Origin of the sequence: Bradyrhizobium sp. CCBAU 11434, assembly GCF_028128895.1 — a bacterium.
In the GTDB taxonomy this organism is placed as follows: domain Bacteria; phylum Pseudomonadota; class Alphaproteobacteria; order Rhizobiales; family Xanthobacteraceae; genus Bradyrhizobium; species Bradyrhizobium zhengyangense.
In genome coordinates this window covers 425307-450200 of sequence record NZ_LBJX01000103.1, presented here as the reverse complement: position 1 = coordinate 450200, position 24894 = coordinate 425307, and the positions used below count along the sequence as shown (strand labels likewise).

28 protein-coding genes are annotated in these 24894 nt (G+C 64.6%); 18 read left to right on the top strand and 10 right to left on the bottom strand.

What is annotated here, in order from left to right; genetic code table 11:
* Window positions 1-109: 109 nt before the first annotated feature.
* The 3 genes from XI06_RS42265 to XI06_RS42255 are packed head-to-tail and all read right to left on the bottom strand — an operon-like array spanning window position 110 to window position 2679.
* Window positions 110-814, bottom strand: a complete 705-nt coding sequence (locus XI06_RS42265; protein WP_237859648.1) for a DUF1045 domain-containing protein — start codon at window positions 812-814, stop codon at window positions 110-112.
* 18 nt (window positions 815-832) lie between these two features.
* On the bottom strand, window positions 833-2026 hold the full coding sequence (locus XI06_RS42260; RefSeq protein WP_237859647.1) for an alpha-D-ribose 1-methylphosphonate 5-triphosphate diphosphatase: 1194 nt from the start codon (window positions 2024-2026) through the stop codon (window positions 833-835).
* Complete coding sequence (locus tag XI06_RS42255; protein WP_271607983.1) at window positions 2023-2679, bottom strand: chloramphenicol acetyltransferase; 657 nt, start codon at window positions 2677-2679, stop codon at window positions 2023-2025. Before XI06_RS42255 ends, XI06_RS42260 begins: the two co-directional genes overlap by 4 nt.
* Window positions 2680-2854: 175 nt before the next feature.
* Between XI06_RS42255 and phnC the strand changes: the two genes are divergently transcribed.
* The 4 genes from phnC to phnE (XI06_RS42235) all read left to right on the top strand — a co-directional run bounded on the left by phnC (window position 2855) and on the right by phnE (XI06_RS42235) (window position 6449).
* Entirely contained in the window at window positions 2855-3664 is an 810-nt protein-coding gene (phnC, locus tag XI06_RS42250; protein ID WP_271607982.1) for a phosphonate ABC transporter ATP-binding protein, read from the top strand.
* A 57-nt stretch (window positions 3665-3721) separates the two neighbouring features.
* Window positions 3722-4651 (top strand): phosphonate ABC transporter substrate-binding protein, encoded by a 930-nt coding sequence (gene phnD, locus XI06_RS42245; protein ID WP_237859640.1) that lies wholly within the window; start codon window positions 3722-3724, stop codon window positions 4649-4651.
* Between the two features lie 71 nt (window positions 4652-4722).
* Entirely contained in the window at window positions 4723-5607 is an 885-nt protein-coding gene (gene phnE / locus XI06_RS42240) for a phosphonate ABC transporter, permease protein PhnE (RefSeq protein ID WP_271607981.1), read from the top strand.
* On the top strand, window positions 5604-6449 hold the full coding sequence (gene phnE / locus XI06_RS42235; RefSeq protein ID WP_271607980.1) for a phosphonate ABC transporter, permease protein PhnE: 846 nt from the start codon (window positions 5604-5606) through the stop codon (window positions 6447-6449). The genes phnE (XI06_RS42240) and phnE (XI06_RS42235) overlap by 4 nt, the downstream gene beginning before the upstream one ends.
* A 132-nt stretch (window positions 6450-6581) precedes the next feature.
* On the opposite strand, the gene phnF is transcribed toward phnE (XI06_RS42235), so the two are convergent.
* Window positions 6582-7310: a phosphonate metabolism transcriptional regulator PhnF gene (gene phnF, locus XI06_RS42230; RefSeq protein ID WP_237859636.1), complete on the bottom strand. Its 729-nt coding sequence runs from the start codon at window positions 7308-7310 to the stop codon at window positions 6582-6584.
* Window positions 7311-7469: 159 nt separating this feature from the next.
* On the opposite strand from phnF, the gene phnG reads away from it, so the two are divergent.
* The 9 genes from phnG to XI06_RS42185 are packed head-to-tail and all read left to right on the top strand — an operon-like array spanning window position 7470 to window position 14410.
* Window positions 7470-7883 carry a phosphonate C-P lyase system protein PhnG gene (phnG, locus tag XI06_RS42225; RefSeq protein ID WP_249798114.1) on the top strand — a complete coding sequence of 138 codons (414 nt, stop codon included), beginning with the start codon at window positions 7470-7472 and terminating at the stop codon, window positions 7881-7883.
* A gap of 4 nt (window positions 7884-7887) precedes the next feature.
* Window positions 7888-8496, top strand: coding sequence for a phosphonate C-P lyase system protein PhnH (gene phnH, locus XI06_RS42220; RefSeq protein WP_271607979.1), 609 nt, complete (start codon window positions 7888-7890; stop codon window positions 8494-8496).
* Window positions 8497-8499: 3 nt separating this feature from the next.
* Window positions 8500-9615, top strand: a complete 1116-nt coding sequence (locus XI06_RS42215) for a carbon-phosphorus lyase complex subunit PhnI (RefSeq protein ID WP_237891663.1) — start codon at window positions 8500-8502, stop codon at window positions 9613-9615.
* Window positions 9612-10508, top strand: a complete 897-nt coding sequence (locus XI06_RS42210) for an alpha-D-ribose 1-methylphosphonate 5-phosphate C-P-lyase PhnJ (RefSeq protein WP_237859628.1) — start codon at window positions 9612-9614, stop codon at window positions 10506-10508. The genes XI06_RS42215 and XI06_RS42210 overlap by 4 nt, the downstream gene beginning before the upstream one ends.
* Window positions 10501-11298, top strand: coding sequence for a phosphonate C-P lyase system protein PhnK (phnK, locus tag XI06_RS42205; protein ID WP_237859626.1), 798 nt, complete (start codon window positions 10501-10503; stop codon window positions 11296-11298). The genes XI06_RS42210 and phnK overlap by 8 nt, the downstream gene beginning before the upstream one ends.
* A 22-nt stretch (window positions 11299-11320) precedes the next feature.
* On the top strand, window positions 11321-12019 hold the full coding sequence (phnL, locus tag XI06_RS42200) for a phosphonate C-P lyase system protein PhnL (RefSeq protein WP_237859624.1): 699 nt from the start codon (window positions 11321-11323) through the stop codon (window positions 12017-12019).
* Between the two features lie 12 nt (window positions 12020-12031).
* Window positions 12032-13183, top strand: a complete 1152-nt coding sequence (locus XI06_RS42195; protein ID WP_237859622.1) for an alpha-D-ribose 1-methylphosphonate 5-triphosphate diphosphatase — start codon at window positions 12032-12034, stop codon at window positions 13181-13183.
* Entirely contained in the window at window positions 13180-13776 is a 597-nt protein-coding gene (gene phnN / locus XI06_RS42190; RefSeq protein ID WP_237859619.1) for a phosphonate metabolism protein/1,5-bisphosphokinase (PRPP-forming) PhnN, read from the top strand. Before XI06_RS42195 ends, phnN begins: the two co-directional genes overlap by 4 nt.
* 22 nt (window positions 13777-13798) lie before the next feature.
* Window positions 13799-14410, top strand: a complete 612-nt coding sequence (locus XI06_RS42185; protein ID WP_237891658.1) for a pyridoxamine 5'-phosphate oxidase family protein — start codon at window positions 13799-13801, stop codon at window positions 14408-14410.
* 169 nt (window positions 14411-14579) lie between these two features.
* Here the strand turns inward: XI06_RS42185 and XI06_RS42180 are convergent, their stop codons facing one another.
* The 4 genes from XI06_RS42180 to XI06_RS42165 form a co-directional block, all read right to left on the bottom strand.
* A complete protein-coding gene (locus XI06_RS42180) occupies window positions 14580-15311 on the bottom strand; it encodes an SDR family NAD(P)-dependent oxidoreductase (RefSeq protein ID WP_271607978.1) in 732 nt (243 codons plus the stop codon).
* A gap of 302 nt (window positions 15312-15613) precedes the next feature.
* The gene (locus tag XI06_RS42175; RefSeq protein ID WP_271607977.1) at window positions 15614-16396 is read right to left on the bottom strand and encodes an alpha/beta fold hydrolase; all 783 of its coding nucleotides are present in this window, start codon (window positions 16394-16396) and stop codon (window positions 15614-15616) included.
* Between the two features lie 4 nt (window positions 16397-16400).
* Complete coding sequence (locus XI06_RS42170; protein ID WP_271607976.1) at window positions 16401-17696, bottom strand: O-acetylhomoserine aminocarboxypropyltransferase; 1296 nt, start codon at window positions 17694-17696, stop codon at window positions 16401-16403.
* 86 nt (window positions 17697-17782) lie between these two features.
* The gene (locus tag XI06_RS42165) at window positions 17783-18586 is read right to left on the bottom strand and encodes an IclR family transcriptional regulator (RefSeq protein WP_237871678.1); all 804 of its coding nucleotides are present in this window, start codon (window positions 18584-18586) and stop codon (window positions 17783-17785) included.
* Window positions 18587-18714: 128 nt separating this feature from the next.
* On the opposite strand from XI06_RS42165, the gene XI06_RS42160 reads away from it, so the two are divergent.
* From XI06_RS42160 to XI06_RS42140, 5 genes are all read left to right on the top strand, one after another.
* Entirely contained in the window at window positions 18715-19680 is a 966-nt protein-coding gene (locus XI06_RS42160) for a Bug family tripartite tricarboxylate transporter substrate binding protein (RefSeq protein WP_271607975.1), read from the top strand.
* A complete protein-coding gene (locus tag XI06_RS42155) occupies window positions 19680-20297 on the top strand; it encodes a flavin reductase family protein (RefSeq protein ID WP_271607974.1) in 618 nt (205 codons plus the stop codon). Before XI06_RS42160 ends, XI06_RS42155 begins: the two co-directional genes overlap by 1 nt.
* Window positions 20298-20351: 54 nt before the next feature.
* Complete coding sequence (locus tag XI06_RS42150; protein WP_271607973.1) at window positions 20352-21212, top strand: fumarylacetoacetate hydrolase family protein; 861 nt, start codon at window positions 20352-20354, stop codon at window positions 21210-21212.
* Window positions 21213-21330: 118 nt separating this feature from the next.
* The gene (locus tag XI06_RS42145; protein WP_271607972.1) at window positions 21331-21723 is read left to right on the top strand and encodes a RidA family protein; all 393 of its coding nucleotides are present in this window, start codon (window positions 21331-21333) and stop codon (window positions 21721-21723) included.
* 13 nt (window positions 21724-21736) lie between these two features.
* Entirely contained in the window at window positions 21737-22612 is an 876-nt protein-coding gene (locus XI06_RS42140; protein ID WP_271607971.1) for an amidohydrolase family protein, read from the top strand.
* Window positions 22613-22693: 81 nt separating this feature from the next.
* Here the strand turns inward: XI06_RS42140 and XI06_RS42135 are convergent, their stop codons facing one another.
* Both XI06_RS42135 and XI06_RS42130 read right to left on the bottom strand, forming a co-directional pair.
* Window positions 22694-23698 (bottom strand): LLM class flavin-dependent oxidoreductase, encoded by a 1005-nt coding sequence (locus tag XI06_RS42135; RefSeq protein WP_237891650.1) that lies wholly within the window; start codon window positions 23696-23698, stop codon window positions 22694-22696.
* A gap of 92 nt (window positions 23699-23790) precedes the next feature.
* Window positions 23791-24738 carry an AraC family transcriptional regulator gene (locus tag XI06_RS42130; protein WP_271607970.1) on the bottom strand — a complete coding sequence of 316 codons (948 nt, stop codon included), beginning with the start codon at window positions 24736-24738 and terminating at the stop codon, window positions 23791-23793.
* Window positions 24739-24894 lie beyond the last annotated feature (156 nt).

The window sequence follows — 24894 nt, the reverse complement described above, 5'->3', positions numbered from 1 at the left end:
GCAAAGCGGCTTGTCCGCCGTAGCTCGAAAAGCGGAGCGGAAGCGTGCCCACGACCTGCGTATTTTTGAAAAAAGAACGTGGGTACAGCGCTTTGCGCCTTTGCCCGCCCTACGAGACCGGTGCCAGCGTCCACTCGCTGATGATGCGGAAGCACGCCTTCGCATCATCCTGCTTGAACAGCGCAATGCGATCGATCTCCAGCGTATCGAGACCAAGCCCCGCAAATCTCGCTCGCAGCATCTCCAGGATCGGGCCGCGGCGCTCCGCATCGAGCCGTCCGGTCAGGGTCATGTGGAAGCGGAATTCTTCCATCACGTAAGGGTAGCCCCAGCGGTCAAGATGCTCACGCTGCCGCTCGCTGAGCTTTTCGGGTCGGCGACGCGCGCGGTCTTCCGCCGTGAGGATAGGGCGGAAGCAATCAAAATCGCGGGTGCAATCGGCGGCGAGCTGTTGAAGCGCGTCGCCCGGCTCGGCCGGAATGACGGCAATGAAGCCGCTGATGGAATCGACGATTGGGCGGATCACCGGGATCGGGCGCGCCTTGCCGGCGAATGTCGCACAGGCCGCCACGAGTTCGGCCTCGGTCTTGCCTGAGGCCAGCGCCATCGGCGCCTTCAGCGTGCCGTGAAAACCGTATTTGCGGGGATCGGCGGTGACGTCGTGCCAGTCGGCGGCGACGCGCAGGGCGTCGCCGGGAAAGGGCACTTCGTCACCCGTGTAGGCATCATAGCCCAGCAGCTCGGCGCCGAAGCGCGAGAGCGCGTTGTCGGCGCCGGCGGCAAAATAGATCGCGTAGCGGGGGAAGCCTGTCATCCGCAAAGCATAGCCAATTTATGCCGCAACGACAGTCTCGCGCGATGTTGCCGCCATGCCAGCCAGCCGCGCCGCATCGGTGAGATGGACGAGTTTGCCGGCCGCGATGACCGCGACCAGCCGCGGACGCATCGGCGTGCTGTCGTCGACGAGCAGGATGTCGGCGCGACGGCCGGCAGCGAGCGTGCCGCGATCGGTCAGGCCGGTGGCCTCTGCTGGCGCCGACGAGATCAGCTTCCAGGCTTCGTTAAGCGGTAGCACGCCGTCGGCGGCAAGCCGGAATGCGGCGAGCAACGGCGCCGGATAATAATAGTCCGAGGCCAGCACTGTGCAGAGTCCCTTGGCGACCATGTCGGACGCCTTGGTCCAGCCGGTGTGGCTGCCGCCGCGCACGACGTTCGGTGCGCCGTAGACGATGGCATCGCCATGACAAGCGGCCTCGCGCGCCGTCTCCTCGTTGACCGGAAACTCGGCGAGCCTCACGCCCATGTCGCGAAAATTCCGGCGCATCTCCGGCGTCTGATCGTCATGCGAGAGCATCCGCACCTCAGCCGCGCGCGCCGCTGCTGCGAGCCGGGTGATCGAGGCCGGAACATCGGCCGCGCGCGAGACGATATGCGCGACGAGCTGGTCGAAATCCTCGCTCGACAGGCCAGTGCGCTCCACCATGCGGTTGCGCTTGCGTGGATTCGAGATGTCGGCAACGACCCCGTCCATGTGGTCGTTGAAGGCGAACAGGTCGACGCGGCCCTCGGCCAGCCACTGTCTTATCTCGGCCTCCGCATCGAGATTGTAGGTCTCGTGCCGCAGATGGAAACGGGTGTCGGCGGCGAAGTGAGGACGCTGCCGCTCGATCGCCTCGAGTAGGCGCCTGGCATTGTCGCCGCTGCGCAGGCCCGGCTCCCACGACCAGGTGGTGGCATGGAAGACTGTGGTGATGCCGTTGCCGATGACCTGGCGGTCGGTATCGGCTAGCGCGACGTCGATCGGGAAATCGACGCCGGCGCGCGGCATCATCTGCCGCTCGAAGGCATCGCCATGCAGGTCGACGATGCCGGGCAGCACCAGCAAATTGCGCGCGTCGATCGCCATGAGCGCGCGGCCGCGAGGTGCATCGATCTGCGCAATATCGGTTCCGAATGTGGTGAGCGATGTTTCGGCAAGCTCGGAGCCAATCAGGGTCCGGCCACCCTCGATGAAAATGTCTGTCACGCGACCGCGCTTCGTTTGCTGGAAGAGGAACTTGCTTCTGCTTCGTATGCCGACAGGAAATCTTCAATTGCGAGCTTGCGGAAATTGGGCAGCGCGTCACGCAATTTGTCGTGATCCCAATCCCACCATGCCAGCTTGGCGAGCCGTCCGGCAACCTCCTCCGAGAACCGTCGCCGCAAGATGCGCGCCGGATTGCCGGCGACAATGGTATAGGCCGGCACGTCCTTGGTGACGATGGCACCGGCCGCGATGACCGCGCCGGTGCCGATGTTGCGGCCCGGCAGCACCACCGCCCCATGGCCGATCCAGACGTCGTGGCCGATGTGAACGTGATGCTGGCGCCGCCAGTCGAAGAACTCGTGGTCGTCGCTCTCGCCCGGAAAATAGGCGCTGGAGCGGTAGGTGAAATGTGCCTGCGTGGCGCGGTGCATCGGATGGTTGCCGGGATTGATGCGCGTCATCGCCGCGATCGAGCAGAACTTTCCGATGGTGGTGTAGGTGATCTGCGCGTCGTTGACGACGTAGGAGTAATCCCCCATCGCCACCTCGTGAAGGATGGTGCGCGCTCCGGCCTCGGTATAGGCGCCGAGCCTGACCACGTGCAGCTTCGCCGAAGGATCGATGGTCGGCTCGACCGATAGCACCTTGGCCATGTTGCATCCGGACGTTCGAGGGCGGGGCGCTCGTCTTCGAGTGGCTTGATGACATCATCATGACGATGCGATGACAGGGGATGAAGTGTGTAGGATCGCCGCACCGCATTGTGCATGTCACACAAGTGTCAACCGCCGGGGATAGCGGTGGGCTCCAGCTACTCTGGAGCCCTGCATGCTGGTGGTTGAAGGTCTGACGTGCTGCTTCGGCGCAAAAGCCGCGGTGGACGAGGCTTCGTTTCAAATCTCCCCCGGCGGCTTCGTCGGCGTGATCGGGCGCTCCGGCGCCGGCAAGTCGACGCTATTGCGAACCATCAATCGTCTGGTGACGCCGACGCAAGGCCGCATCCTGTTCGACGGCCGCGACGTGACGGCGCTGCGCGGCAAGGAATTGCGGCAGTGGCGGGCGCGATCGGCGATGATCTTTCAACAGTTCAATCTGGTCGGCCGGCTGGACGTGCTGACTAATGTGCTGATGGGACGCCTCGCCACCATGCCGGCCTGGCGTTCCCTGTCGCAGATCTGGCCCGAGCAGGACAAGGCGCTCGCCATGTCGGCCCTCGAACAGTTCGATATCGCCGCGCTGGCCGCCCAGCGCGCCGACCAGCTCTCCGGCGGCCAGCAACAGCGCGTCGCGATCGCGCGGGCGCTGGTACAGCAGCCCGACATTATCCTCGCCGATGAACCGATTGCCTCGCTCGATCCGCGCAACACCAAGATCGTCATGGATGCGCTGCTGCGCATCAACAAGCATTTCGGCATCACCGTGCTTTGCAACCTGCATTCGCTCGACCTGGCGCGCAGCTATTGCGATCGCCTGATCGGTATGGCAGCGGGCCGGGTGGTGTTCGACGGCGCGCCGTCCGCGCTGACTGACCTTGTCGCGCGTGACCTCTACGACCTCGAAGCCGCCGATGTCATGGGCGGCACATCTGCCCCGGCGCCCGAGGCCGTCCCGGCACTCGGAACGGCAGCGGCGGCCTGAGCGGCTCCGCATCGCTACTTTCGCTTCAACCGACCTCAACCTGGGAAGAGGACTAATATGATCACTCGCAGACTCATTCTTGCCGGCGCCGCCGCACTGACCTTTGCCGGATCCGCTTCCGCCGAAGACTGGAAGACGAAATATCCGGAGATCACCTTCGCCGCCATTCCGGCCGAGAACGGCTCGGGCGTGACCGAGCGTTATGGCCCCTTCATCAACTATCTGTCGAAGGAGCTCGGCGTGAAGGTGACGCTGCGCGTCGCCAATGACTACGCCGCCCTCATCGAAGGCCAGCGCGCCGGCAACATCCACATCGGCTATTACGGTCCGGCTTCCTTCGCGCGTGCCCGTCTCACCGGCGTCAAGACCGACGCTTTCGTCATCGACGTCAACTCTGACGGCTCGAAGGGTTACTACTCGGTATTCTACGTGCTGGCGAAGTCTCCGTACCAGAAGATCGAGGATCTCAAGGGCAAGAATCTCGGCCTGGTCGACCCGAACTCGACCTCGGGCAACAACATGCCCCGCTTCAAGCTGAACGCGATGGGGATCGATCCGGACGCTTACTTCTCCAAGGTCGTCTTCACCGGCAGCCATGAGAACGCGGTTCTTGCTCTCGCCCAGGGCACCGTCGACGTCGCCGCCAATTGGTGGAACGCCGACGATGATTCCAACCTGACTCGCATGCTCAACAAGGGCATGGTGAAGTCGCCCGATGGCGCCGTGATGAAGAAGGAGGACTTCCGCATCATCGTGAAGTCCGACCTCATCATCAACTCGCCCTATGCCTATCTCAGCGATCTGCCTGAAGACATGAAGGCAGCGATCAAGAAGGCCTTCATCGACGCGGCGACCAAGGACCCCGAGGCGTTCAAGAAGCTCTCCGACGGCAAGAACAAGCCGTGGGAGCCGGTCGCCAACGACGATTACAACAAGACCATCGAGCTGATTAAGTTCGTCGACAATCTGCGTAAGAAGGCGTCCTGAGCTCGTCGGGACGACGCACTGGAGCCGGGTCGATGGACCCGGCTCTTTTTCTTGATGGACCCGTATTCTCAATGACGGTTGCGGTTTCGATCCTTCCCGAGCAGCAACTCGCTGCCCTGAACGCCGCGTATAGCAAGGCGCTCGCGCGCAAGCGCTTGCGCCTGCTGGCGGGCTTCGCCGTCTTCGTTGCCGCGCTGATCGTGGCGTCGATCGGCGCCGAAGTGAACTTGCGTACTTTCTTCACTTATTTCGGCAACTTCATCAGCTATTTCGACCGTATCCTCACCCTCGACAGCGGCCAGCGGGTCTGGACCAATTTTGGCGAATGGTTCTGGGGCCTGCGCAAATGGCTGAAGCTGCTCGGCGAGACGCTGCTGATCTCCTATGTCGGGACGCTGATCGGCGCCGTTCTCGCCTTCCTGCTGAATTTCTTCTCCGCTGAGAACACCTCGCCCGCGCCCTGGTTGCGCTTCACCGTCCGGCGCCTGCTGGAATTCGCCCGCACGGTGCCAGGTATCGTCTTCGCGCTGATCTTCGTCATGGCCTTCGGCCTCGGTCCGGTGGCGGGCGTGCTCGCGATCGCGATCCACTCCACCGGCGCTCTCGGCAAGCAGTTTTCCGAGATCGTCGAGAACGCCGACATGAAGCCGGTCGAAGGCATCCGCTCGACCGGCGCGAGCTGGATCTCCTGCATGCGCTTTGCGATCCTGCCGCAGGTCTCCGCGGGCTATGCCAGCTACGCGCTGCTGCGTTTCGAGATCAATGTGCGCGAGGCCTCGGTGATGGGCTTTGTCGGCGCCGGCGGCATCGGGCAGGAGCTGATCGTCGCTATCAGAAAATTCTACTACTCCGACGTCAGCGCCATCCTTGTGACCATCATCGTCACGGTCTTCCTGATCGACATCACCACCGGCTGGGTGCGCACCCACCTGTTCGGCAAGGAGGCGCGGAATTGAGCAAGCCGCAGGACGTCAACACCGCAGAGCTCCGCGCGCGCTATCCCGATGTCTTCAACGGTCCGGCATCGGCGCGCCTGGCGACGCCGTCGATGCTCGTCGCGGCGCTTGCGATCTTCGTGTTCGGCCTGGTCGATCTCGATTTCTCGCCGTCGCGCTTCATCTCGGGGCTGAGCCAGCTCGGCTGGATCAGCATGATGATGATGCCGCCCGATCCCGGCTCGTCGTTGCCGCTCTATCTGAAGGCGCTGGGCGAGACGCTGTCGATCGCGCTGCTCGGCACCACGCTCGCCGCCCTGCTGGCGCTGCCGGTCAGCCTGCTTGCGGCCCGCAATATCGTGCCGGGCATCGTCCGCTTCCCGGTGCGGCGCTTTCTCGATTCGATCCGCGGCGTCGACACGTTGATCTGGGCGCTGGTCTGGATCAACGTCGTCGGGCTCGGTCCGTTCGCCGGCGTGCTCGCCATCGCGGTGTCGGATTTCGGCGCATTCGGAAAACTGTTCTCGGAAGCGATCGAAGGCGCCGACCAGAGGCAGGTCGAGGGGATCCGTGCCTCCGGCGGCAGCGCGCTGCACGAGATCCGTTTCGGACTGCTGCCGCAGGTGCTGCCTGTCATCGCCGGCCAGGTGCTGTATTTCATCGAGTCGAACACGCGCTCGGCCACCATCATCGGCATCGTCGGCGCCGGCGGCATCGGCCTCCAGCTCGCTGAGCAGATTCGCGTGCTGGAATGGCAGAAGGTGTCGTTCCTGATCCTGATGATCCTGGTCGCCGTTGCCGCGATCGATTTCATCTCGGGCAAGCTGCGGTTTGCGATCATTGGACGAAGGGCCGTCGCCTAAGCGCAGGTGCCGTAGGGTGGGCAAAGCGTAGCGTGCCCACCACTTCTCTCGAATCATGGAAAGATCGTGGGCACGGCGCAAGAGCGCCTTTGCCCACCCTGCGGCACCGTTTTCGTGGAGAGAGCGGCCGCCCTACGGCTCGACCAGAAACTCTACCCGCTCCGCCGCAAACCGCGAATGCTTCGTCACCAGCGGCTTGCCCTCGAGATCGAGGTCCGTCGCGTCGACCACCAGGATCGGCCGCCCGAGCGGCAGGTCGAGCCGCGCGGCATCGGTCGCATCGATGATGCCGGCGGTGATCCTGGTCGCACCGCGGCGATAGTCGCGGATCCCGTAATGCTCGAGCATCTTTGTCATCGAGCGCGTGGCTGAAAACACCGTGCCGGCGCCTGGAAACCGCTCCGCCGACAGCCAGGTCGTGGAGACGCAGATCGGCGTGCGATCGGCGAGGCGGATGGCCTCGATCCGCACCAGCGGCGCGCCGGTCTTCAAACCCAGTTCGCGCGCCAGTTCGCGGGTTGCGACATCCTCTGACGCCTCAATCAGGCGGCCATGCGGCTCGCGGCCTTCGGCGCCGACGATCTCCGAGAAGCGCGTGCGCGAGCGCAAGGGATAGGCGAGCTTCTGCGCCTCGACATAGGTTCCGCTGCCGCGCTCGGCGCGCACGATGCCGCGCTCGGCAAGGGCTGCGAGCGCGCGCCGCACGGTGTGCCTGTTGACGCGATAAGTTTCGGCGATCTCCATCTCGCCCGGCAATTTATCGCCGGCGGCAAAACGGCCGTCGGCGATGCCGCGCTCGATGCCGTCGGCAACGAGGCGCCACAGCGCGACGCCTGAAGAGGCGGTGTCCTGCATACTCATGTCGGCGGCCAGCCTAGCCCGGAAATCACACGTTTGTCACGAAACAGTCATGGCGCTTCCGTATCAAGTTGTCTATTATCATAGACAACTTGAGTTCGACAAGAGTCGGTGGATTCGGTGAGCCAACACAACACCCAGCAAGCCCAGCGCAAGGCCGCCATGGCCGTGCTGGCGCACGCGGAGGCGGGCGAGATCGCCGCCCGTCTCCGCACAATCTCCTTGCCCGGTCATCAGGATTTACGCGAACCGGAGAATGGTCTGGTGATGCTGCGCGGCCGGGTCGGCGGCGATGGCGCGCCTTTCAATCTCGGTGAGGCCACGGTGTCCCGCGCAGCGGTGCGGCTTGCGAGCGGCGAGGTTGGTTTTGGCTACACGCTTGGGCGAAATAGCGAGAAGGCGCGGCTGATCGCCCTGTGCGACGCATTGGTGCAGTCGCGCGACTTCGGCGCCGCCGTCGAACGCGACGTAATCGCACCGTTGCGCGAGCAGCTTATGGTCAGACGCAAGCAGCAGGCCGAAGAGACCGCTGCGACGAAGGTTGATTTCTACACCATGGTGCGCGGTGAAGGGTGAGGCCATGACAACGATTGCGGAACTGCCGCCGGGGTTCGTCGACAAGGTGTTGTCGGCGCAATCGACCTTTCGCTCGGTCATGGACGCGATGGCGCGGCCGGGTGCGGTCCAGCGCATCGTGCCGATGGCGGGAACACCTGAAACGATGATGCGCGGCACCGCCGCGATCGCGCTGACCCTGTTCGATCACGACACCCCGCTCTGGCTCGATGCGCGCATGGCTGAGAGTACTGACGTCCTGAAGTGGCTCAAATTCCACACCGGTGCACCGGTGATTCAGGATTGCTCCATCGCGGCTTTCGCGCTGATCAGCGACGGCGTGTTGCTGCCCAATCTCGAGCGTTTCGCGCTGGGCACCAACGAATATCCAGACCGTTCGACCACCGTCATCCTTCAGGTCGAGAGCCTGGATTCGGGGCAAAACTTCGAGCTCCGCGGCCCCGGCATCGACGGCGTCGCGACGCTCCAGGCCTCGTTCAAGCCTTTCGATTTGTTCGAGCAGCTGCGCTTCAACGAGACCCTGTTTCCGCGCGGCATCGACGTGGTGCTGGTCGCCGACGATGCCGTGGTTGCGATCCCGCGCACCACGCGTGTCATGAGCAAGGGAGGCTGATGCATGTATGTCGCGGTCAAAGGCGGCGAACGCGCCATCGAGAACGCCCATCGCCTGCTCGCCAATGCCAGGCGCGGCGACCAAAGCGTTGCGGAAGTCTCGCTCGACCAGATCTCGGAACAGCTTGGGCTCGCCGTCGACCGCGTCATGAGCGAAGGTTCGCTCTATGACCGCGAGCTCGCGGCGCTCGCGATCAAGCAGGCACGCGGCGATCTGATCGAGGCGATCTTCCTGGTCCGCGCCTTCCGCGCCACCCTGCCGCGCTTTGGCGCCAGCGAGCCGGTCGACACCGGCGCGATGCGGGTGCAGCGGCGGGTGTCCTCGACCTTCAAGGACATTCCGGGCGGCCAGATCCTCGGGCCCACCTTCGACTATACCCATCGCCTGCTCGATCCCTCGCTCGCCCAGGGCTTTGTGCCGGAAGCGCCGGCCGTGGCCGAAGCATCCACGGCGCCGACGCCGCGCGTGACCGACATTCTCGGCCGCGACGGGCTGATCGAATCATCGCCGCAGGCCGAAGACGGCGCCAGCGTCGGCGATCTCACGCGAGAGCCGCTGAACTTTCCGGCGGACCGCGACCTGCGCCTGCAAAATCTCGCCCGTGGCGACGAAGGCTTTCTGCTGGCGATGGGCTACTCCACCCAGCGCGGCTACGGCCGCAACCATCCCTTCGCCGGCGAGATCCGCTTCGGCGAGGTCGAGGTGGAGTTCGCTGCCGAAGACGTTGGCTTCGCCGTGCCTCTCGGTTCTATCGAGCTGACCGAGTGCCAGATGGTCAACCAGTTCAAGGGCTCGGCCACGGAAGCACCGTGCTTCACCCGCGGCTATGGCCTTGCCTTCGGCCAGAGCGAGCGCAAGACCATGTCGATGGCACTGGTCGACCGGGCGCTGCGTGCCCGCGAGCTCGGTGAAGAGGCCTTGGCCCCTGCGCAAGATGAAGAATTCGTGTTGTCGCATTCGGACAACGTGCAGGCGACCGGCTTCGTCGAGCACCTCAAGCTGCCGCACTATGTCGACTTCCAGTCCGAGCTCGGCCTCTTGCGCAAGCTGCGCAAGGAATTTGCCGAAGCCTCTCCCGATGCCAACGCGCCCGATGCCATGAAGGAGGCCGCGGAATGAACGCGCCCGCCTACAACTTCGCCTACTTGGACGAACAGACCAAGCGGATGATCCGCCGCGCCATCCTGAAAGCGATCGCGATCCCCGGTTACCAGGTCCCGTTCGCCAGCCGCGAAATGCCGATGCCGTATGGCTGGGGCACCGGCGGCGTGCAGGTGACAGCTGCGATCCTGGGACCGCGGGACGTGCTGAAGGTGATCGATCAGGGGTCTGACGACACCACCAACGCGATCTCGATCCGCAAATTCTTCGCCAAGACCGCCGGCGTCGCCACGACGACGTCGACCGACGAGGCGACCGTGATCCAGACGCGCCACCGCATCCCGGAAGCGTCGCTGCACCAAAGCCAGGTGCTGGTCTATCAGGTGCCGATCCCCGAACCGTTACGCTTCCTCGAGCCGCGCGAGACCGAGACGCGGCGCATGCATGCGCTTGCCGAATACGGCCTGATGCATGTGAAGCTCTACGAGGACATCGCCCGCTTCGGCCACATCGCGACCGCCTACGCCTATCCGGTGAAGGTGAACGCGCGCTACGTGATGGATCCGTCGCCGACGCCGAAATTCGATAATCCCAAGATGGATAATTGCCCGGCATTGCAATTGTTCGGCGCCGGCCGCGAGAAACGCATCTATGCGATCCCGCCTTATACCCAAGTGGTGTCGCTCGATTTCGAGGATCACCCGTTCGAGCCGTACCGCTTCAACGCGCCCTGCGCGCTGTGCGGCGCCGAAAATTCCTACCTCGACGAGATCGTCACCGACGACAAGGGCAGTCGCATGTTCGTCTGCTCGGACACCGACTATTGCGAGGGACGTCAGGCCGCCGGCCATCACGGTGCGCTGAGTGCTGCGCCGTACAAGGACAAGGCGCGGGGAGAAGCAAATGGCTGATCAGGACCTTCTTGAAACCGATCAGCCGCTGCTGATCGCCGATCGCCTCAGCAAGTCCTACGGCCGCATCGTCGCCTGCCGTGATGTGTCGTTTGCGCTCTATCCCGGCGAGGTGCTGGCGATCGTCGGCGAATCCGGGTCCGGCAAGTCGACGCTGTTGCAGATGCTATCGGGCCAGCTCGCGGCGAGCGGCGGTGGTGTGTCCTATCGGATGCGCGACGGCGTCACCCGCGATCTCGCCGCGCTCGGCGAGGCCGAGCGGCGCCTGCTGTTCCGCACCGATTGGGGCTTTGTGCACCAGGATCCGGCACAGGGCCTGCGCATGGCGGTCTCGGCCGGCGCCAATGTCGGGGAGCGGCTGATGGCCGTGGGCTGGAACCATTACGGCCGCATTCGCGAGAGCGCTTCCGACTGGCTCACGCGCGTCGAGATCGACGTCGCGCGTATCGACGATGCACCGCGCACCTATTCCGGCGGCATGCGTCAGCGTCTGCAGATCGCCCGCAACCTCGTCACCGGCCCGCGGCTGGTGTTCATGGACGAGCCGACCGGCGGGCTGGATGTTTCTGTGCAGGCGCGTCTGCTTGATCTCCTGCGCAATCTCGTCGCCGAATTGCATCTCGCTGTGGTCATCGTCACCCACGATCTCGCGGTCGCACGGCTGTTGTCGCATCGCGTGATGGTGATGAAGGGCGGCTGCGTCATCGAGACAGGTCTCACCGACCAGGTGCTCGACGACCCGCGCGAGCCCTACACCCAGCTCCTCGTTTCCTCGATTCTGCCGCCATGAACTTTGCAACATGAGTCTTCCGATGACCGCCATGATCGACATCGCCGACGCTTCCAAGACCTTTACGATGCACCTGCAAGGTGGCATCGAACTGCCCGTCGTGCGCGGCGTGACCTTTCAGGTCCCGCCGGGCGAGTGCGTCGTGCTGTCGGGGCCGTCAGGCGCCGGAAAATCGTCGATCCTGAAGATGATCTTCGGCAATTATCGCTGCGACTCCGGCCGCATCGGCATCCGCCATCGCGGCGATGTGATGGATCTTGCCACCGCCGAGCCGCGGCAAGTGCTCAACGTCCGGCGTTCCACAATCGGCTATGTCAGCCAGTTTTTGCGGGCGGTGCCGCGGGTTGCTACCATCGACGTCGTCGCCGAGCCGCTGATCGCCGGCGGCATGACCCGCGCGGATGCGCAGGCGCGTGCCGGTGAGCTGTTGCATCGTCTCAACATCCCCGAGCGACTCTGGCAGCTTCCGCCCGCGACCTTCTCCGGTGGCGAGCAGCAGCGCGTCAACATTGCGCGCGGCTTTATTTCGGATCTGCCGATCCTGCTGCTGGACGAGCCGACCGCCTCGCTCGACGCCGCCAACCGCGCCGTCGTGGTCGCGCTGGTCGCCGAGAAGAAACGTAGTGGCGTCGCCATGGTCGCCATTGTCCATGACGACGAAATCCGCCATTTGATTGCCGACCGCATCGTCGACGTCACCAGTTTTGCCGCCGCGGCCTGAAGGACAAGGGACATGAAGCCGAAGGAATCAATCATCGCCAACGCCAGGATCGTGCTGGCTGACAGGGTGATCGAACAGGGCTGGCTTGCTCTTGCCGATGGACGCATTGCCGGGATCGGCGAGGGCAGGGCCCCCGCGGGCGCAGAGGACGCCGGCGGCGATCTCGTGATGCCCGGCTTGATCGAACTCCACACCGATCATCTCGAAGCGCATTACGTGCCGCGCCCCAAAGTGTTCTGGAATCCGGTCGCGGCCGTCATCTCCTATGACGGCCAGCTCGCGACCTCAGGCATCACCACTGTGTTCGACTCGCTCCGGGTCTGGCGCGAGGACGGCGCCGAGGAGGTCGATGGCCGCGCTGGCGTGCTTGCCGCCGCGATCACGACCGCGCGCGATGGCAATCTGCTGCGCGCCGACCACTTTCTGCATCTGCGCTGCGAAATCCCGATGCCGAGCGTGGTGGAAGAGGCCAAGGAGCTGATCGACCGGCCCGACGTCAAGCTGATGTCGCTGATGGACCATACCCCCGGCCAGCGCCAGTTCCGCGACGAGGTCAAGCTGCGCGACTATTATCGTGGCAAGGGCGGCGGCATGACGGATGCCGAGCTCGACGAACTGTTCACAAGGCGCTTCGACTATCAGAAGAGATATGCTGCGGCCAACATGCGCGAGATCGTGGCGCTGGCGCATGAGTACAAGATCCCCTTGGCGAGCCATGACGACACCACGGAGGAGAACGTCGCCGATGCCGTGCGCGACGGCGTCGCAGTGGCGGAATTCCCGACCACGCTCGAGGCCGCGCGCGGCCTGCACCAGGCCGGGATTGACATTTTGATGGGCGCGCCGAACGTGGTGCGCGGCGGCTCGCATTCCGGCAACATCGCCGCGATCGATCTCGCCCGCGAAGGCCTGCTCGACATCCTGTCGTCGGACTACATTCCGTCGAGCCTCTTGATGGGCGCACTGCAATTGCCCGAGCATGCGCCGTCGATCAGCCTGCCGGCCGCGGTTCGGACCGTGACCAAGGCGCCCGCCGATGCGGTCGGCCTCACCGATCGTGGCGAGATCGCAATCGGCAAGCGCGCCGACCTGATCCGGGTGCATGTTGCCGGCAGTGTTCCCGTGGTGCGCAGCGTCTGGCGCGAAGGGGGCCGCGTCGCATGAGCGAGGTCGCGGCCATGGCGCAGGGTAAGGCGGGTGCGATTGGTCCCGGCCGCCTCGTGCTCGTGGTCGGGCCGAGCGGCGCCGGCAAGGACACGCTGCTGCGGTTGGCGCAGGCGGCCTGTGCCGACGACCACGACATTGTCTTCCCGCGCCGCGTCGTGACGCGTGCATCGTCCGCTGACGAGGATAATGTCGCAGTGAGCCCCGACGAATTCACCCGCGCCCGCGAGCGCGGCGATTTTGCCGTGCACTGGAACGCGCATGGCCATTCCTATGCGCTGCAGCTGGAAATCAACGACGACATCCGCGCCGGGCGCGTCGTCGTCGTCAACGTCTCACGCACCGTAATCGCCGCCTTGCGCCAGGCCTATGCCAATGTCATCGTGGTCGCGATCACGGCGCCGCCGGACGTGTTGGCGCAGCGGCTCGCCGCGCGGGCGCGGAACAGCGATGGCAATATCGCCAACCGGCTCGCGCGCAACGTTGACGACGCCTCGGCCAGTGCCGATGTCACGATCCTCAACGCCGGCAGCGCGGAGGATCACAGCCGCCAGCTCGTGGGCGTGATCAGGAACGAAGGCTGGCACGATTAGCCCGCACAACAAGGAGACTGGAATGTCGGTGATAGAGACGGTCGAACAGCTGGAAGCCATCTACGGCACCACCAACGACGCCTCGACTGTGAAAGTTGCCGATCACGTCACCCCGCTCTACCGTGTCTTCATCGAGAAGGCGCCTTTTGCGGCACTCGCCACCATCGGGCCTGAGGGCATCGATTGCTCGCCGCGCGGCGATCTGCCCGGATTCGTCCGTATCCACGATCCCAAGACGCTGATGCTGCCGGATCGCCGCGGCAACAACCGGGTCGACTCCTTGCGCAACATCGTGCGTGACTCTCGCGTGTCGCTGATGTTCCTGATCCCTGGCTCCGGTAACGCCGTCCGCGCCAACGGCCGGGCGCATCTCTCTGTTGATCCCGAGCTGCTGGCCTCGTTCAAGGTCGAAGGCAAGGCGCCCCGCAGCGTCATGGTGATGAACGTGGAAGAGATCTATTTCCAATGCGCCCGCGCCATCGTCCGCTCCGATCTCTGGAATCCCGACAAGCGCGTCGATCCGAAGATGTTGCCGACGCCGGGGCAGATTCTGGCGGAGATGAGCCAGAACAAGGTCGGCGGCGCGGAGTATGACCGCATCTGGCCGGAGCGAGCGGCTGCGACGATGTGGTAGTTGTTTCTTCCGTCCCCCCTTGTGGGAGAGGGTGGCTCGCCGCGAAGCGGCGAGACGGGTGAGGGGGCTCTTCTCACGAAAGGCGTTGCGTGTGGAACGAACCCCTCATCCGGCGCTTCGCGCCACCTTCTTCCGCAAGGGGAGAAGGAAGAACGGCACCTCTATCCCATCAATTAAACGCCATCCCTCCACTCAACGCGATCGTCTGCCCGGTCATATACGCATTGTCCACCAGCAGCATCACTGCTTTTGCCACCTCGTCCGCCGTGCCGAAGCGGCCGAGTGGGATGCGGCTGATGAGTTGCGGCTGGCCGATCATCATGTCGGTCTCGATCAGCGACGGCGCCACGGCATTGACGGTGATGCCTTCCTTCACCAGCCGTGCGGCATAGCCACGCGTGAGGCCCTCCATGCCGGCCTTGGAGGCATTGTAGTGCGGACCGATCGAGCCGGCGCCGCGCGCGGCACCCGAGGAGATGTTGACGATGCGGCCCCATTTTCGCGCGCGCATCGATGGCAGCACGGCCTGGGTGCACAGGAACACGGATTTCAGATTGACCAGAATGGTGCGGTCGAAATCATCCTCGGTGAGATCGTCGACGCCGCGGGTGATGGCGATGCCGGCATTGTTGACGAGAATGTCGATGGGCCCGAGCCCCGCCGTGACGCGCGCGACCATATCGGCCACGGCGTCCCGCTGAGAAACATCGGCGGCAGCGACGATGGAGCGTCGGCCCTGCCGCGCGATCTCGTCGGCCAGCTTATCGGCCTGACCGATCTGCTCGCGGCAGTTGATCGCCACGGCTGCGCCTGAGGCGGCGAGGGCGCGACAGACGGCCGCGCCAATTCCGCGCGAGCCACCGGTGACAAGCGCCACGCGCCCTTGCAGATCATTTGCCATCTCCGGGCCTCCCGTTGTTCTGCTTTATGGTCGCGCGAAGCGTATCACGCCGGTCGATGGGCGGTGTTGAATTGATCGCGAGATGAATCCGCCTGCCGGTGCGCGCACGTGGAGAAGTGCCCCAGCACGCCCGTCGCAAATATGGATAGCCATTTCATTGATGGCCTGCTTCGTCGAGCGTGCGCCGTGCTTGCCCTTCCTGATCTTGTCGATCTCGTCCTTGACGAATTCGCCGGCTTGCGTGCGGGCCGATTTACCGGCGCGCTTGTCCCTGCAACGCGCCGACGCGACAATTGATCCTATCAGCCCTTCAAGGCGGCGAGCAGTTCGTCCGGCCGCTCGGCCATGATCATGTGGCCGGCGCCCGGCACCACGACGGTCTTGGCGTGCGGGATCGCAGCCGCAAGCGCCTTGCCGGCTTTCGCGGGGGTCATCATGTCCCGCTCGCCAAGGATCAGGGTTGTCGGCACCTTCACGCTCGCAGCAGCAGCAAGCGCATTCGCATAGGCATTGCAGGCCGACAAATCCCTGAACAGCACGCCCGGCTCGCAAGCCTGCAGCACCGCCTGCGCGCCGCCATGCATCCAAAGGCCGGGAGCGAGGCTGCCGCCGAGCTCGGCGTTGAAGCCGAGGCCCCAGATCGAGACCATGTCGTTGGCATCCTGCGAATTGGCTTCGGCGGCCTTCAGCAGATCCGGCCCGACCGTCATGGTCGCCGCCGTGCCGATCAGGCTCAGCGCCGAGACTTTGTCGGGGTGGCGCGCTGCGGTCTCCAGCGAGATCAGCGATCCCATGGAATGACCAATGAGATGGGCCTTCGTTGCGCCCGCCGCTTCGAGCAGCGCTGCGGTCCAGTCCGCCATCTCGGAGATGCTTCCGAGCGAGGGGCCGGCCGAGCGGCCGTGGCCGGGCAGGTCAGGCGCCAGCACGCCAAAACCGTGATGGGCGAACCAGCGCGTATGCAGCGCCCAGGTCGAATGATCGAAGCCCGCACCATGGAGGAAGACGACCGTTGGCAGGGATTTGTCGAATTCGCGGCCGCCGGTTGCGGCAAAGACCTCGTCGCCGTTGACTGAAAGCTTCATGATGTCAGACCTTCTGCGAGATGCGTAGCGCCTGCGCGAGATCGTCGATGATGTCGCTGGCCGTCTCGATGCCGACGGAGAGCCGCACCAGCTCCTCGCCGATGCCGGCGGCGTTGAGCTGCTCGGCATCCATCTGCTGATGCGTCGTCGAGGCCGGGTGGATCACCAGCGTCTTGGCGTCGCCGACATTGGCGAGATGGCTGATCATGCGCAGCTGCTCGATGAATTTCCGACCGGCGGCCCGGCCGCCCTTGATGCCGAAGGAGATGATCGAACCCGCACCACGCGGCAGCAGCGTCTTCGCAAGCTGATAGTCGGGGTGATTTTCCAGCGAGGGATGCAGCACCCAGTCAACGGCCTTGTTGGACTTCAGCGCCTCCAGCACCAGATGCGTGTTCTGCATGTGCCGGTCCATGCGCACGCCCAGCGTCTCGACGCCCTGCAGCAGCTGAAACGCGTTGGTCGGCGAAAGGCAGGCGCCGAAATCTCGCAGGCCTTCGGTGCGCGCGCGCATGATGAAGGCCGCGGTGCCGAACTGCTCGTCGAAGACGATGCCGTGGTAGCCGCCATAGGGCTCGGTCAGCACGCCGAACTTGCCGGAGCCGCGCCAGTCGAACCGGCCGCCATCGACGATGGCGCCGCCGATCGCGATGCCGTGGCCGCCGATCCATTTGGTCGCCGAATGCATGACGATGTCCGCGCCCAGCTCGATCGGGCGGCTGAGATAGGGCGTCGCAAACGTATTGTCGATCAGCAGCGGAATCTTGGCCTCGTGCGCGATCGCAGCGACCTTGGGGATGTCGAGCACTTCCAGCCCCGGGTTGCCGATGGTTTCGCCGATCACAAGTTTTGTGTTCGGCCTGATCGCGGCGCGGAACGCATCGAGATCGCGCGGCTTGACGAAGGTGGTCGTGATACCGAAGCGCGGCAGCGTGTGTGCCAGCAGATTGATGGTGCCGCCATAGAGCGAGCTCGACGCCACGATGTGGTCGCCGGCGTTCAGCAGCGTCGCGATGGCCAGATGCAATGCGGCCATGCCGCTGGCAGTGCAGATCGCGCCGACGCCGCCTTCCAGCGCCGCAAGCCGCTCCTCCAGCACGCCCGTGGTGGGGTTGGAGATGCGCGTGTAGATGTGGCCGGCGCGCTCCAGATTGAACAGCGCCGCGGCGTGGTCGGAATCCTGGAACACGTAGGACGTGGTCTGGTAGATCGGCACCGCGCGGGCGCCGGTCGCGGGATCCGGATGCTGGCCCGCATGCAGGCTCAGGGTCTCGAAGGCGGGCGGTTTTGGCGCGGGCATGCGTGGCCTCGTTGGTCGGTCGCGGAGGCGGCCCTTGTGCCACAAAAACGAGCGGCACGTCAGCCCATTGACAGCGCCGCGTGAGTTCACGCACTCGCGCGAATGGCCTGCTCGATCACGCGCGTCTCGCGCAACAAGATCTCCGCAACCTCCTGCTCGCGGCGCGGGCCGAGCCTCGTTCGAACGGCGGAGACGGTCATTGCAGCGGCGGGGCGGCCGTCCGGGGTCTTGATCCAGGTCGAGATCGATTTGGTGCCCTGGATGAGACCGATCTCCCTCATACCGTATCCCAGCCGTCTGGCTGCGGCGATTTCGCCGAGCACCGTCGCGACGTCGGTCCGGTAGGCTTCGAACCGCGCCTCATTCGCCGTGACAATTTTGCGCGCGTCCTGCGCCGGCAGCGCGGCGAGGATGGCGACGCCGGCGCTGGAGACACCGAGCGGTCGGCGCGCGCCGACCTCGATCGATAGCACCTGGATCGGATAGGCGCCGATCCTGCGATCGACGCACAGCGTGTCGTTGCCGGTCCGCACCGTCAGGAACAGCGTGTCGCCGATCTCGGCGGAGGCGCGGCGCAGCGAAGGACCCGCGGCGACCAAAAGCGGCGAGGGGCGGGGACGTGCCAGCGCCAGCTCCGGCACCTGGTTGCCGATCGCGTAACGGCCGGTCTTGTCGTGCCGTTCGACAATGCTTTCCTCGATCAGTACGTGGACGATCCGATGCACGGTCGGCCGCGTCAGGCCGGTGGCCCGCACGACCTCGGCCAACGGCACACCGTCCTCGCGCCCGGCGGCAAGAATACGCAGCACCGACAGCGCGCGCCGGATCGCCTGCGCGCCTTGTCGCGGCTCCGTGGCGCGCGTGGAACTTCTGGGGGATGTTCTGTCCATAATATGGACAAGAACGCCACAATTCGCTCGACAGGTAAAGGGTGCATCTGAAGATGGCGCTTTCGTCAGGGATGCCGTGCGCGATGTCACGGCGCCCGAGCCGGAGTTGGAGACGCTGGGAGGTTGGGATGAGATCGCTCTGGATAGCGGTAGCCGCAGTGGCCGCGATGCTGACGGGGCCCGCCTCTGGCCAGCAATGGCCGGCGCGCAGCGTCAAGCTGATCGTGCCCTATCCGGCCGGCGGCAACGTCGACAGCGCCGCGCGCATCATTGCCGACAAGCTGCAGGAAAAGCTCGGCCAGTCCTTCATCATCGAGAACAAGGCCGGCGCCGGCGGCATGATCGCGGGCGAGGCCTTCGCGAAATCGGCGCCTGATGGTTACACGCTGTTCGTCGGCGCCAACGGCCCCGTGTTGTTCGCCCCCGAAATCAACAAGCGCGACGCCTATGTCTGGAAGAAGGACTTCCTGCCGATCTCCACCATCTCGATGACGCCGCTGGTGCTCGAGGTGCATCCGTCGGTGCAGGCCACGACCTTCAAGGAGTTCATCGATCTCGCCAAGCGCGAGCCTGGCAAGCTCACCATGGCCTCGCCCGGCCCCGGCACCACCAACCATCTGCTCAGCGAGCTGATGCAGTCGAGCCTCGATCTGCAATGGGTCACCGCGCATTACCGCGGCAATGCGCCAGCGATCAACGATCTGCTCGGCGGCCAGGTGCAGTTCGCGTTCGACCAGCTCACGGTCAGCCTCCAGCACATCAAGGCCGGCTTGTTCCGCGCGCTTGCCGTCACCAGTCCGCACCGGCTGAAGTCGCTGCCTGACGTGCCGACCTTCACTGAACTCGGTTACAAGGACTTTGACGCCCAGACCTTCACCGGCCTGTTCGCGCCGGCGGGCACGCCGGCCCCTGTTGTCGACAAGCTGCAGGAGACGCTGACCGCGATCCTCAGGGATCCCGGCGTGATCGACAAGTTCGACAAGTTAGGAGCGGACGCCACGGCGATGACGCCTGACGAGTTCAAAGCCTATCTCGAGCGCGAGGATGCCAAATGGATTCCGATCGTGCGCAAGGCCAACATCAAGGCTGAGTGATGCGGATCGATCCCACCGAGCTTGGCGCGGAACGTATCTACCGGCTGATGACCGGCATCGTGGTGCCGCGCCCGATCGCCTGGGTGACCAGCCTGTCGCGGTCAGGCGTGCTCAATCTCGCGCCGTTCAGCGCCTTCACCTTCGTCTCGCAGAAGCCGCCGATGCTCGCCATCAGCGTCGGCCGCAAGGGCGCCGATTACAAGGACACAGCGCACAACATCCTCGACACCGAGGAATATGTCATCCACATCGCCGATATGCCGCTGATGTCGGCGGTGCACGACAGCTCCGTCGAGCATCCGCCTGAAATCAGCGAGGTCGAGCATCTTGGCCTCGAGACGCTGGATTGCGAGCGCGTCAGGGTGCGCCGGCTCGCGGCCGCGCCCGTCGCGATGGAGTGCCGCTTCCGCCAGTGCCTCGAATTCGGCGACGCCCGCAGCCGCCTGATCGTCGGCGAGGTCGTCATGTTCCACATCCGCGACGGCCTCGTGAATGACGGCAAGGTCGAGACCAAGGCGCTCGATCCGATCGCCCGCATCGGCGGTCCCCGCTATGCCCGCCTTGGCGAGATCGTGACGCTGAACACCGTGTTCCAGACGCCAAAATCAAGAGACTGAGCGCGCCAGCCGCTCGCCGGCCAAGTCGTCTCGAGATCATTGGAGGAAATGATAATGCGACTCCTGAGCTATCTCCTGGGCGGAGAGCCGCGCTACGGCGCAGCCGTTGCAGGCGGTGTGGTCGATCTGAGCAAACGGATCGGTCGCGACCATCCCGACGTCAAGGCACTGATTGCCGCCAACGCGCTCGCCGATGCGCAGAAGGCGGTCACCGGCCAGAAGCCGGACTACCCGCTGGAAAACCTCGCCCTGCTGCCGCCGGTGCTGGCGCCGGAAAAGCTCTGGTGCATCGGCGTCAACTACGCCGAGCGCAACGCGGAATATAAGGACAATTCGGACCTGCCCAAATATCCGAGCCTGTTCGTGCGCAACATGTCGTCGATGACGGGTTCCGGCCAGCCGTTAGAGAAGCCGCACGTATCAGATCAGCTCGACTACGAGGGCGAGCTCGTCATCGTGATCGGTCACGGCGGTCGCCATATCAGCCGCGAAAACGCATGGTCGCACATCTTCGGCATGACGCTGTGCAACGAAGGCACGATCCGCGACTGGCTGCGCCACGGCAAGTTCAACGTCACGCAAGGCAAGAATTTCGACCGCTCCGGCAGCATCGGTCCCTGGATCGTCACGGCGGACGAGCTCGACCCGCGTGGACCCCACGACATCATCACGCGCGTCAACGGCGAGGTGCGGCAGCAGGACACGACCGAGCGGCTGATGTTCCCGTTCGATTTCCTGATCTCCTATCTTTCGACCTTCGCGACGCTGAAGTCAGGGGACATGATCGTGACGGGCACGCCAACGGGAGCAGGCGCCCGCTTCGATCCGCCGCGCTGGCTCAAGGTTGGCGACGTCGTCGAGGTCGAATCCAGCCGCATCGGCGTGCTGCGTAACACCGTGGCTGCGGAGCACTAAACCATGCTGGATCCTGCGACGATCGAGCGCAAAGGGCGACACCTTTCATACCGACTACGGCGCTTTCGGCTCCGTGTCGTGCCAGTTCATCTGAACCAACAACAAGAGGAAACGCAGAATGACGAGCCACTCGCGGCGCAGGAGCATTCATATCGGCAGCTTCAAGCACGCCAACCCGATTCCGAACGCCTGCCGTATCGGCAATCTCGTGATGTCAGGCGTCATTCTCGGCCGTGACGCGGCCGGCGTAATGCCCGAGAGCCTGGATGCGCAATGCGCCAACATGTTCGCGCATATGAAGGCGACGGTAGAGGCCGCCGGCGGCACCACCGACGACATCATCAAGATGACGGTGTGGCTGAAGGATCGCACGCAGCGCGGCCCCGTCAACGTCGAATGGCTGAAAATGTTTCCGGACGAGCATTCGCGGCCGGCGCGGCACGCGCTGCCGATGGACGTCATGGACGGCGGCGCGCTGGTGCAGTGCGACTTCACCGCCGTGATCGACTGAAGGAGTTTTGCGCATGCCGACCTATCTGCCGTTCGACCCGAACCCACGCCGCCCGAGCAAGGCGCCGCCGCCAAAGACCATCGACAGCCAGTTTCACGTGCTCGGTCCCGTGGACAAATATCCGGAGCGTCCGGGGGCGGCCTACCGGATGCCATCAGCGACCTGGGAAGCTGCGCTGCGCATGCACAGAGCGCTCGGCATCGAGCGCGGCATCATCGTGCAGACCACGACTTACGGCGCCGACCATTCCGTCGTGCTCGACGGTCTCGCCGCGATGGGTCCGAACTATCGCGGTTGCGCCAACGCGCTGGTGTTTGCGGAAGCGAACGATGCCTATCTCGCCAAGCTACATGACGCGCGCGTGCGCGGCGCCCGCTTCAGCTTCCGCCAGGAGCTCGGCGCCGTGCTGTCGGACGCCGATTTCGCCCGCGCGATCGCGCGCATTCGCGAGCTCGGTTGGTATGTGAAGATCCAGCCGGAGAAGGACGGCATTGTCTCCAGCGTGGCGAAATACGAAAATCTCGACGTGCCCGTGCTGATCGACCACATGGCGCGGCCGCTGCCCTCGAATGGCAAGGACGATCCCAACCTGCGCAAGATGCTGGAGCTCCTCAAGAAGGGCAATTTCTGGGTCATGCTCTCGCTCGGCGAGAAGACCTCGCAGACCGGTGCTCCTTACGACGACGTGATCCCGATCGCGCGCGCCTATATCGAGGCAGCGGTCGATCGCTGCGTCTGGGCCAGCGACTGGCCGCATCCGGTCTCCGTCAAGCAACCGCCGAACGATGCGGATCTGCTCGAACTGATGTATCGCTACGCGCCCGATCAGACCGAACTCGAGAAGATTCTCGTGCACAATCCGGCGAAGCTGTTCGGCTATGCGGACTAGAGCGATCGAGGCTCGTCGTGATGACCGGTGTGTTCCCTCCCCGAGGGACCGCCTCTTTATCGTCGCGTCAACCGGGGCCGATCACACCGTCCGTCCCGCCAGCCGGTCGCGTACCTCGGCCGCGATCTCGAACGAGCGCAGCCGCGCGGCGTGGTCGTAGATCTGGCCCGTGGTCATCAGCTCGTCCGCCGCGGTGTCGGCGATCAGCGCCTTCAGCTTCTCCTCGACCAATGCGGGCGAGCCGACGGCGGAAATCGCCAGCGACTGCGCGACGCCGGCTTTCTCGGCCGGCGACCACAGCGTATCCATGTCGTCGACCGGCGGCGGCAGCTGGCCGGGCGTGCCGCGGCGTAAGTTGATGAATTGCTGCTGCAGCGAGCTGAACAAGCGCTGCGCCTCGGCATCGCTGTCGGCGGCAAACACATTGACGGCGACCATGGCATAGGGCTTTTCCAACTGCGCCGAGGGCTCGAACCGGGCGCGGTATTCGCGCAGCGCCGGCATCAGCATCTGCGGCGCGAAATGCGAGGCAAACGCAAAGGGCAGGCCGAGCATCGCCGCGAGCTGCGCGCCGAACATGCTCGAGCCGAGAATCCAGAGCGGCACCTTTGTCCCCATCCCTGGCACGGCGCGGATGGCCTGGTTCGGTTGCACATCGCCGAGCAGCGCCTGCAGTTCCAGCACGTCATGCGGAAAGTTTTCGGCCGCCGTCGCAAGGTCGCGCCGCATCGCCCGCGCGGTGAGCTGGTCGGTGCCCGGCGCGCGTCCGAGCCCAAGATCGATCCGGCCGGGATAGAGCGACTCCAGCGTGCCGAACTGCTCGGCGATGACAAGCGGCGAATGGTTCGGCAGCATCACGCCGCCGGACCCGATGCGGATCGTCTTGGTGCCGCCTGCGACATGGGCGATCACCACGGAGGTTGCGGCACTGGCAATCCCCATCATGTTGTGATGCTCGGCGAGCCAGAACCGCTTGAAGCCCCACCGTTCCGCATGCCTGGCAAGATCGAGCGAGTTACGAAAAGCCTGCGCGGCGTCGGCGCCCTGCTTGATGGGCGCGAGGTCGAGCACGGAGAAGGGGATCATGGGCGGCACCGGATGAAGGCGCGGGAGGTGCGCCGGGGCCCCAGATGTGGGGACCGTCCCCAAGGATTCCAGCCCCCGCTACCGCATGACTGTCACGCCAGCAGGCGGCGTGCGTTCGCGAGTGTCTGCGAAGGGAGCTCTCCAATCATGTCGTGATAGAGCTTTGAGAAGTCGCCCATGTGCCAGAAGCCGTGCGCGTAGGCACTGGCCTTGATCGTCAGCCCGGGCGTGCCGTTCCGCAATTGCCGCCGCACGGCCCAGAGCCGGTTGAGCTGGCTGTAGCGGAGCGGGCTGGTGCCGCAGACGGCGTGAACCGCGTTTTGCATCGTTCGCGCTGAAATGCCGATCTCTTTGGCGAGAGTGTCACAGTAGATGTTGGTGGTCTGGTTCGACGTCACGACACGCTCGATCTGGTCCACGATCGTCTTGTAGCGTGAGCGTGCGTTGCTTCGGTCCACGTGCCCGGCAGACATGGCCTCCTGGAATGCCGAGAACAAAGCCGTCTCGATCGTTTCCGGTGCGCCCTCCGCGCGGATGGCTTCCGGATGCGCGGCGGCGGTCTCGAGGATGCCCCGAACGTGCATTCGCAACCGGTCCAATGCCAGCTCCGGTAATCGCAGCAAAAGGTGGCCGTCGTCCAAAGCTAACCAGTTCTCCGCGAGCGCATCCCGTTTGATCGACAGGATGGCAACGATGCGTGCTTCCGGTTCATAGACCGTGCAGTTGGCGTCGCCCTTAAAGACGATCAGCGACCGGCCGACATCCTTGCCATTGACACGGGTCGAGCCGATCTCGTCCATCGGAACGACGATGACGAGCCGCCCGGCAAAATCGTACCCCTTGATGATGCGCGGAAAGGTTCGTACCAGCGACAGGGTGCTGGCGGGCAGGGCGAGACTGGCGCGCAGGACCGAGAATTGTCCGCTCCTGAGAGGGACGCTCTCCGCACGGGCATACCGCTCGCTCACGCGAAACTGGTCGATGTCCGCGTAACGCACCAGCTCCAGGGATGTCGAGGATTGAAGATTTCTGAAAAGCATCGGATTCGAAACAATGATATGAGATGCGTCATACTACCATCGGTGTCGCTCGGGAAGAAGGAATATTTGCCGTAGCCCGGTCGAGTCTCCGTAGAATCGCGGAGCACACGCTCGTCTCGCCCTATCGAAATTCGGCAGCGCGTGAAACGCGCCGGT

Excerpts from the sequence above, each read along its gene's own strand:
- phnD (WP_237859640.1), top strand. The coding sequence starts at position 3,722 with ATGATCACTCGCAGACTCATTCTTGCCGGCGCCGCCGCACTGACCTTT.
- XI06_RS42265 (WP_237859648.1), bottom strand. The coding sequence starts at position 814 with ATGACAGGCTTCCCCCGCTACGCGATCTATTTTGCCGCCGGCGCCGAC.
- XI06_RS42185 (WP_237891658.1), top strand. The coding sequence starts at position 13,799 with ATGTCGGTGATAGAGACGGTCGAACAGCTGGAAGCCATCTACGGCACC.
- XI06_RS42145 (WP_271607972.1), top strand. The coding sequence starts at position 21,331 with ATGACGAGCCACTCGCGGCGCAGGAGCATTCATATCGGCAGCTTCAAG.
- phnE (WP_271607981.1), top strand. The coding sequence starts at position 4,723 with ATGACGGTTGCGGTTTCGATCCTTCCCGAGCAGCAACTCGCTGCCCTG.
- phnL (WP_237859624.1), top strand. The coding sequence starts at position 11,321 with ATGACCGCCATGATCGACATCGCCGACGCTTCCAAGACCTTTACGATG.
- XI06_RS42175 (WP_271607977.1), bottom strand. The coding sequence starts at position 16,396 with ATGAAGCTTTCAGTCAACGGCGACGAGGTCTTTGCCGCAACCGGCGGC.
- XI06_RS42170 (WP_271607976.1), bottom strand. The coding sequence starts at position 17,696 with ATGCCCGCGCCAAAACCGCCCGCCTTCGAGACCCTGAGCCTGCATGCG.
- XI06_RS42165 (WP_237871678.1), bottom strand. The coding sequence starts at position 18,586 with ATGGACAGAACATCCCCCAGAAGTTCCACGCGCGCCACGGAGCCGCGA.
- XI06_RS42130 (WP_271607970.1), bottom strand. The coding sequence starts at position 24,738 with ATGCTTTTCAGAAATCTTCAATCCTCGACATCCCTGGAGCTGGTGCGT.
- phnC (WP_271607982.1), top strand. The coding sequence starts at position 2,855 with ATGCTGGTGGTTGAAGGTCTGACGTGCTGCTTCGGCGCAAAAGCCGCG.
- XI06_RS42160 (WP_271607975.1), top strand. The coding sequence starts at position 18,715 with ATGAGATCGCTCTGGATAGCGGTAGCCGCAGTGGCCGCGATGCTGACG.
- XI06_RS42155 (WP_271607974.1), top strand. The coding sequence starts at position 19,680 with ATGCGGATCGATCCCACCGAGCTTGGCGCGGAACGTATCTACCGGCTG.
- XI06_RS42255 (WP_271607983.1), bottom strand. The coding sequence starts at position 2,679 with ATGGCCAAGGTGCTATCGGTCGAGCCGACCATCGATCCTTCGGCGAAG.
- XI06_RS42210 (WP_237859628.1), top strand. The coding sequence starts at position 9,612 with ATGAACGCGCCCGCCTACAACTTCGCCTACTTGGACGAACAGACCAAG.
- XI06_RS42180 (WP_271607978.1), bottom strand. The coding sequence starts at position 15,311 with ATGGCAAATGATCTGCAAGGGCGCGTGGCGCTTGTCACCGGTGGCTCG.
- phnN (WP_237859619.1), top strand. The coding sequence starts at position 13,180 with ATGAGCGAGGTCGCGGCCATGGCGCAGGGTAAGGCGGGTGCGATTGGT.
- phnF (WP_237859636.1), bottom strand. The coding sequence starts at position 7,310 with ATGAGTATGCAGGACACCGCCTCTTCAGGCGTCGCGCTGTGGCGCCTC.
- XI06_RS42150 (WP_271607973.1), top strand. The coding sequence starts at position 20,352 with ATGCGACTCCTGAGCTATCTCCTGGGCGGAGAGCCGCGCTACGGCGCA.
- phnH (WP_271607979.1), top strand. The coding sequence starts at position 7,888 with ATGACAACGATTGCGGAACTGCCGCCGGGGTTCGTCGACAAGGTGTTG.
- XI06_RS42215 (WP_237891663.1), top strand. The coding sequence starts at position 8,500 with ATGTATGTCGCGGTCAAAGGCGGCGAACGCGCCATCGAGAACGCCCAT.
- XI06_RS42195 (WP_237859622.1), top strand. The coding sequence starts at position 12,032 with ATGAAGCCGAAGGAATCAATCATCGCCAACGCCAGGATCGTGCTGGCT.
- XI06_RS42135 (WP_237891650.1), bottom strand. The coding sequence starts at position 23,698 with ATGATCCCCTTCTCCGTGCTCGACCTCGCGCCCATCAAGCAGGGCGCC.
- XI06_RS42140 (WP_271607971.1), top strand. The coding sequence starts at position 21,737 with ATGCCGACCTATCTGCCGTTCGACCCGAACCCACGCCGCCCGAGCAAG.
- phnG (WP_249798114.1), top strand. The coding sequence starts at position 7,470 with ATGGCCGTGCTGGCGCACGCGGAGGCGGGCGAGATCGCCGCCCGTCTC.
- phnK (WP_237859626.1), top strand. The coding sequence starts at position 10,501 with ATGGCTGATCAGGACCTTCTTGAAACCGATCAGCCGCTGCTGATCGCC.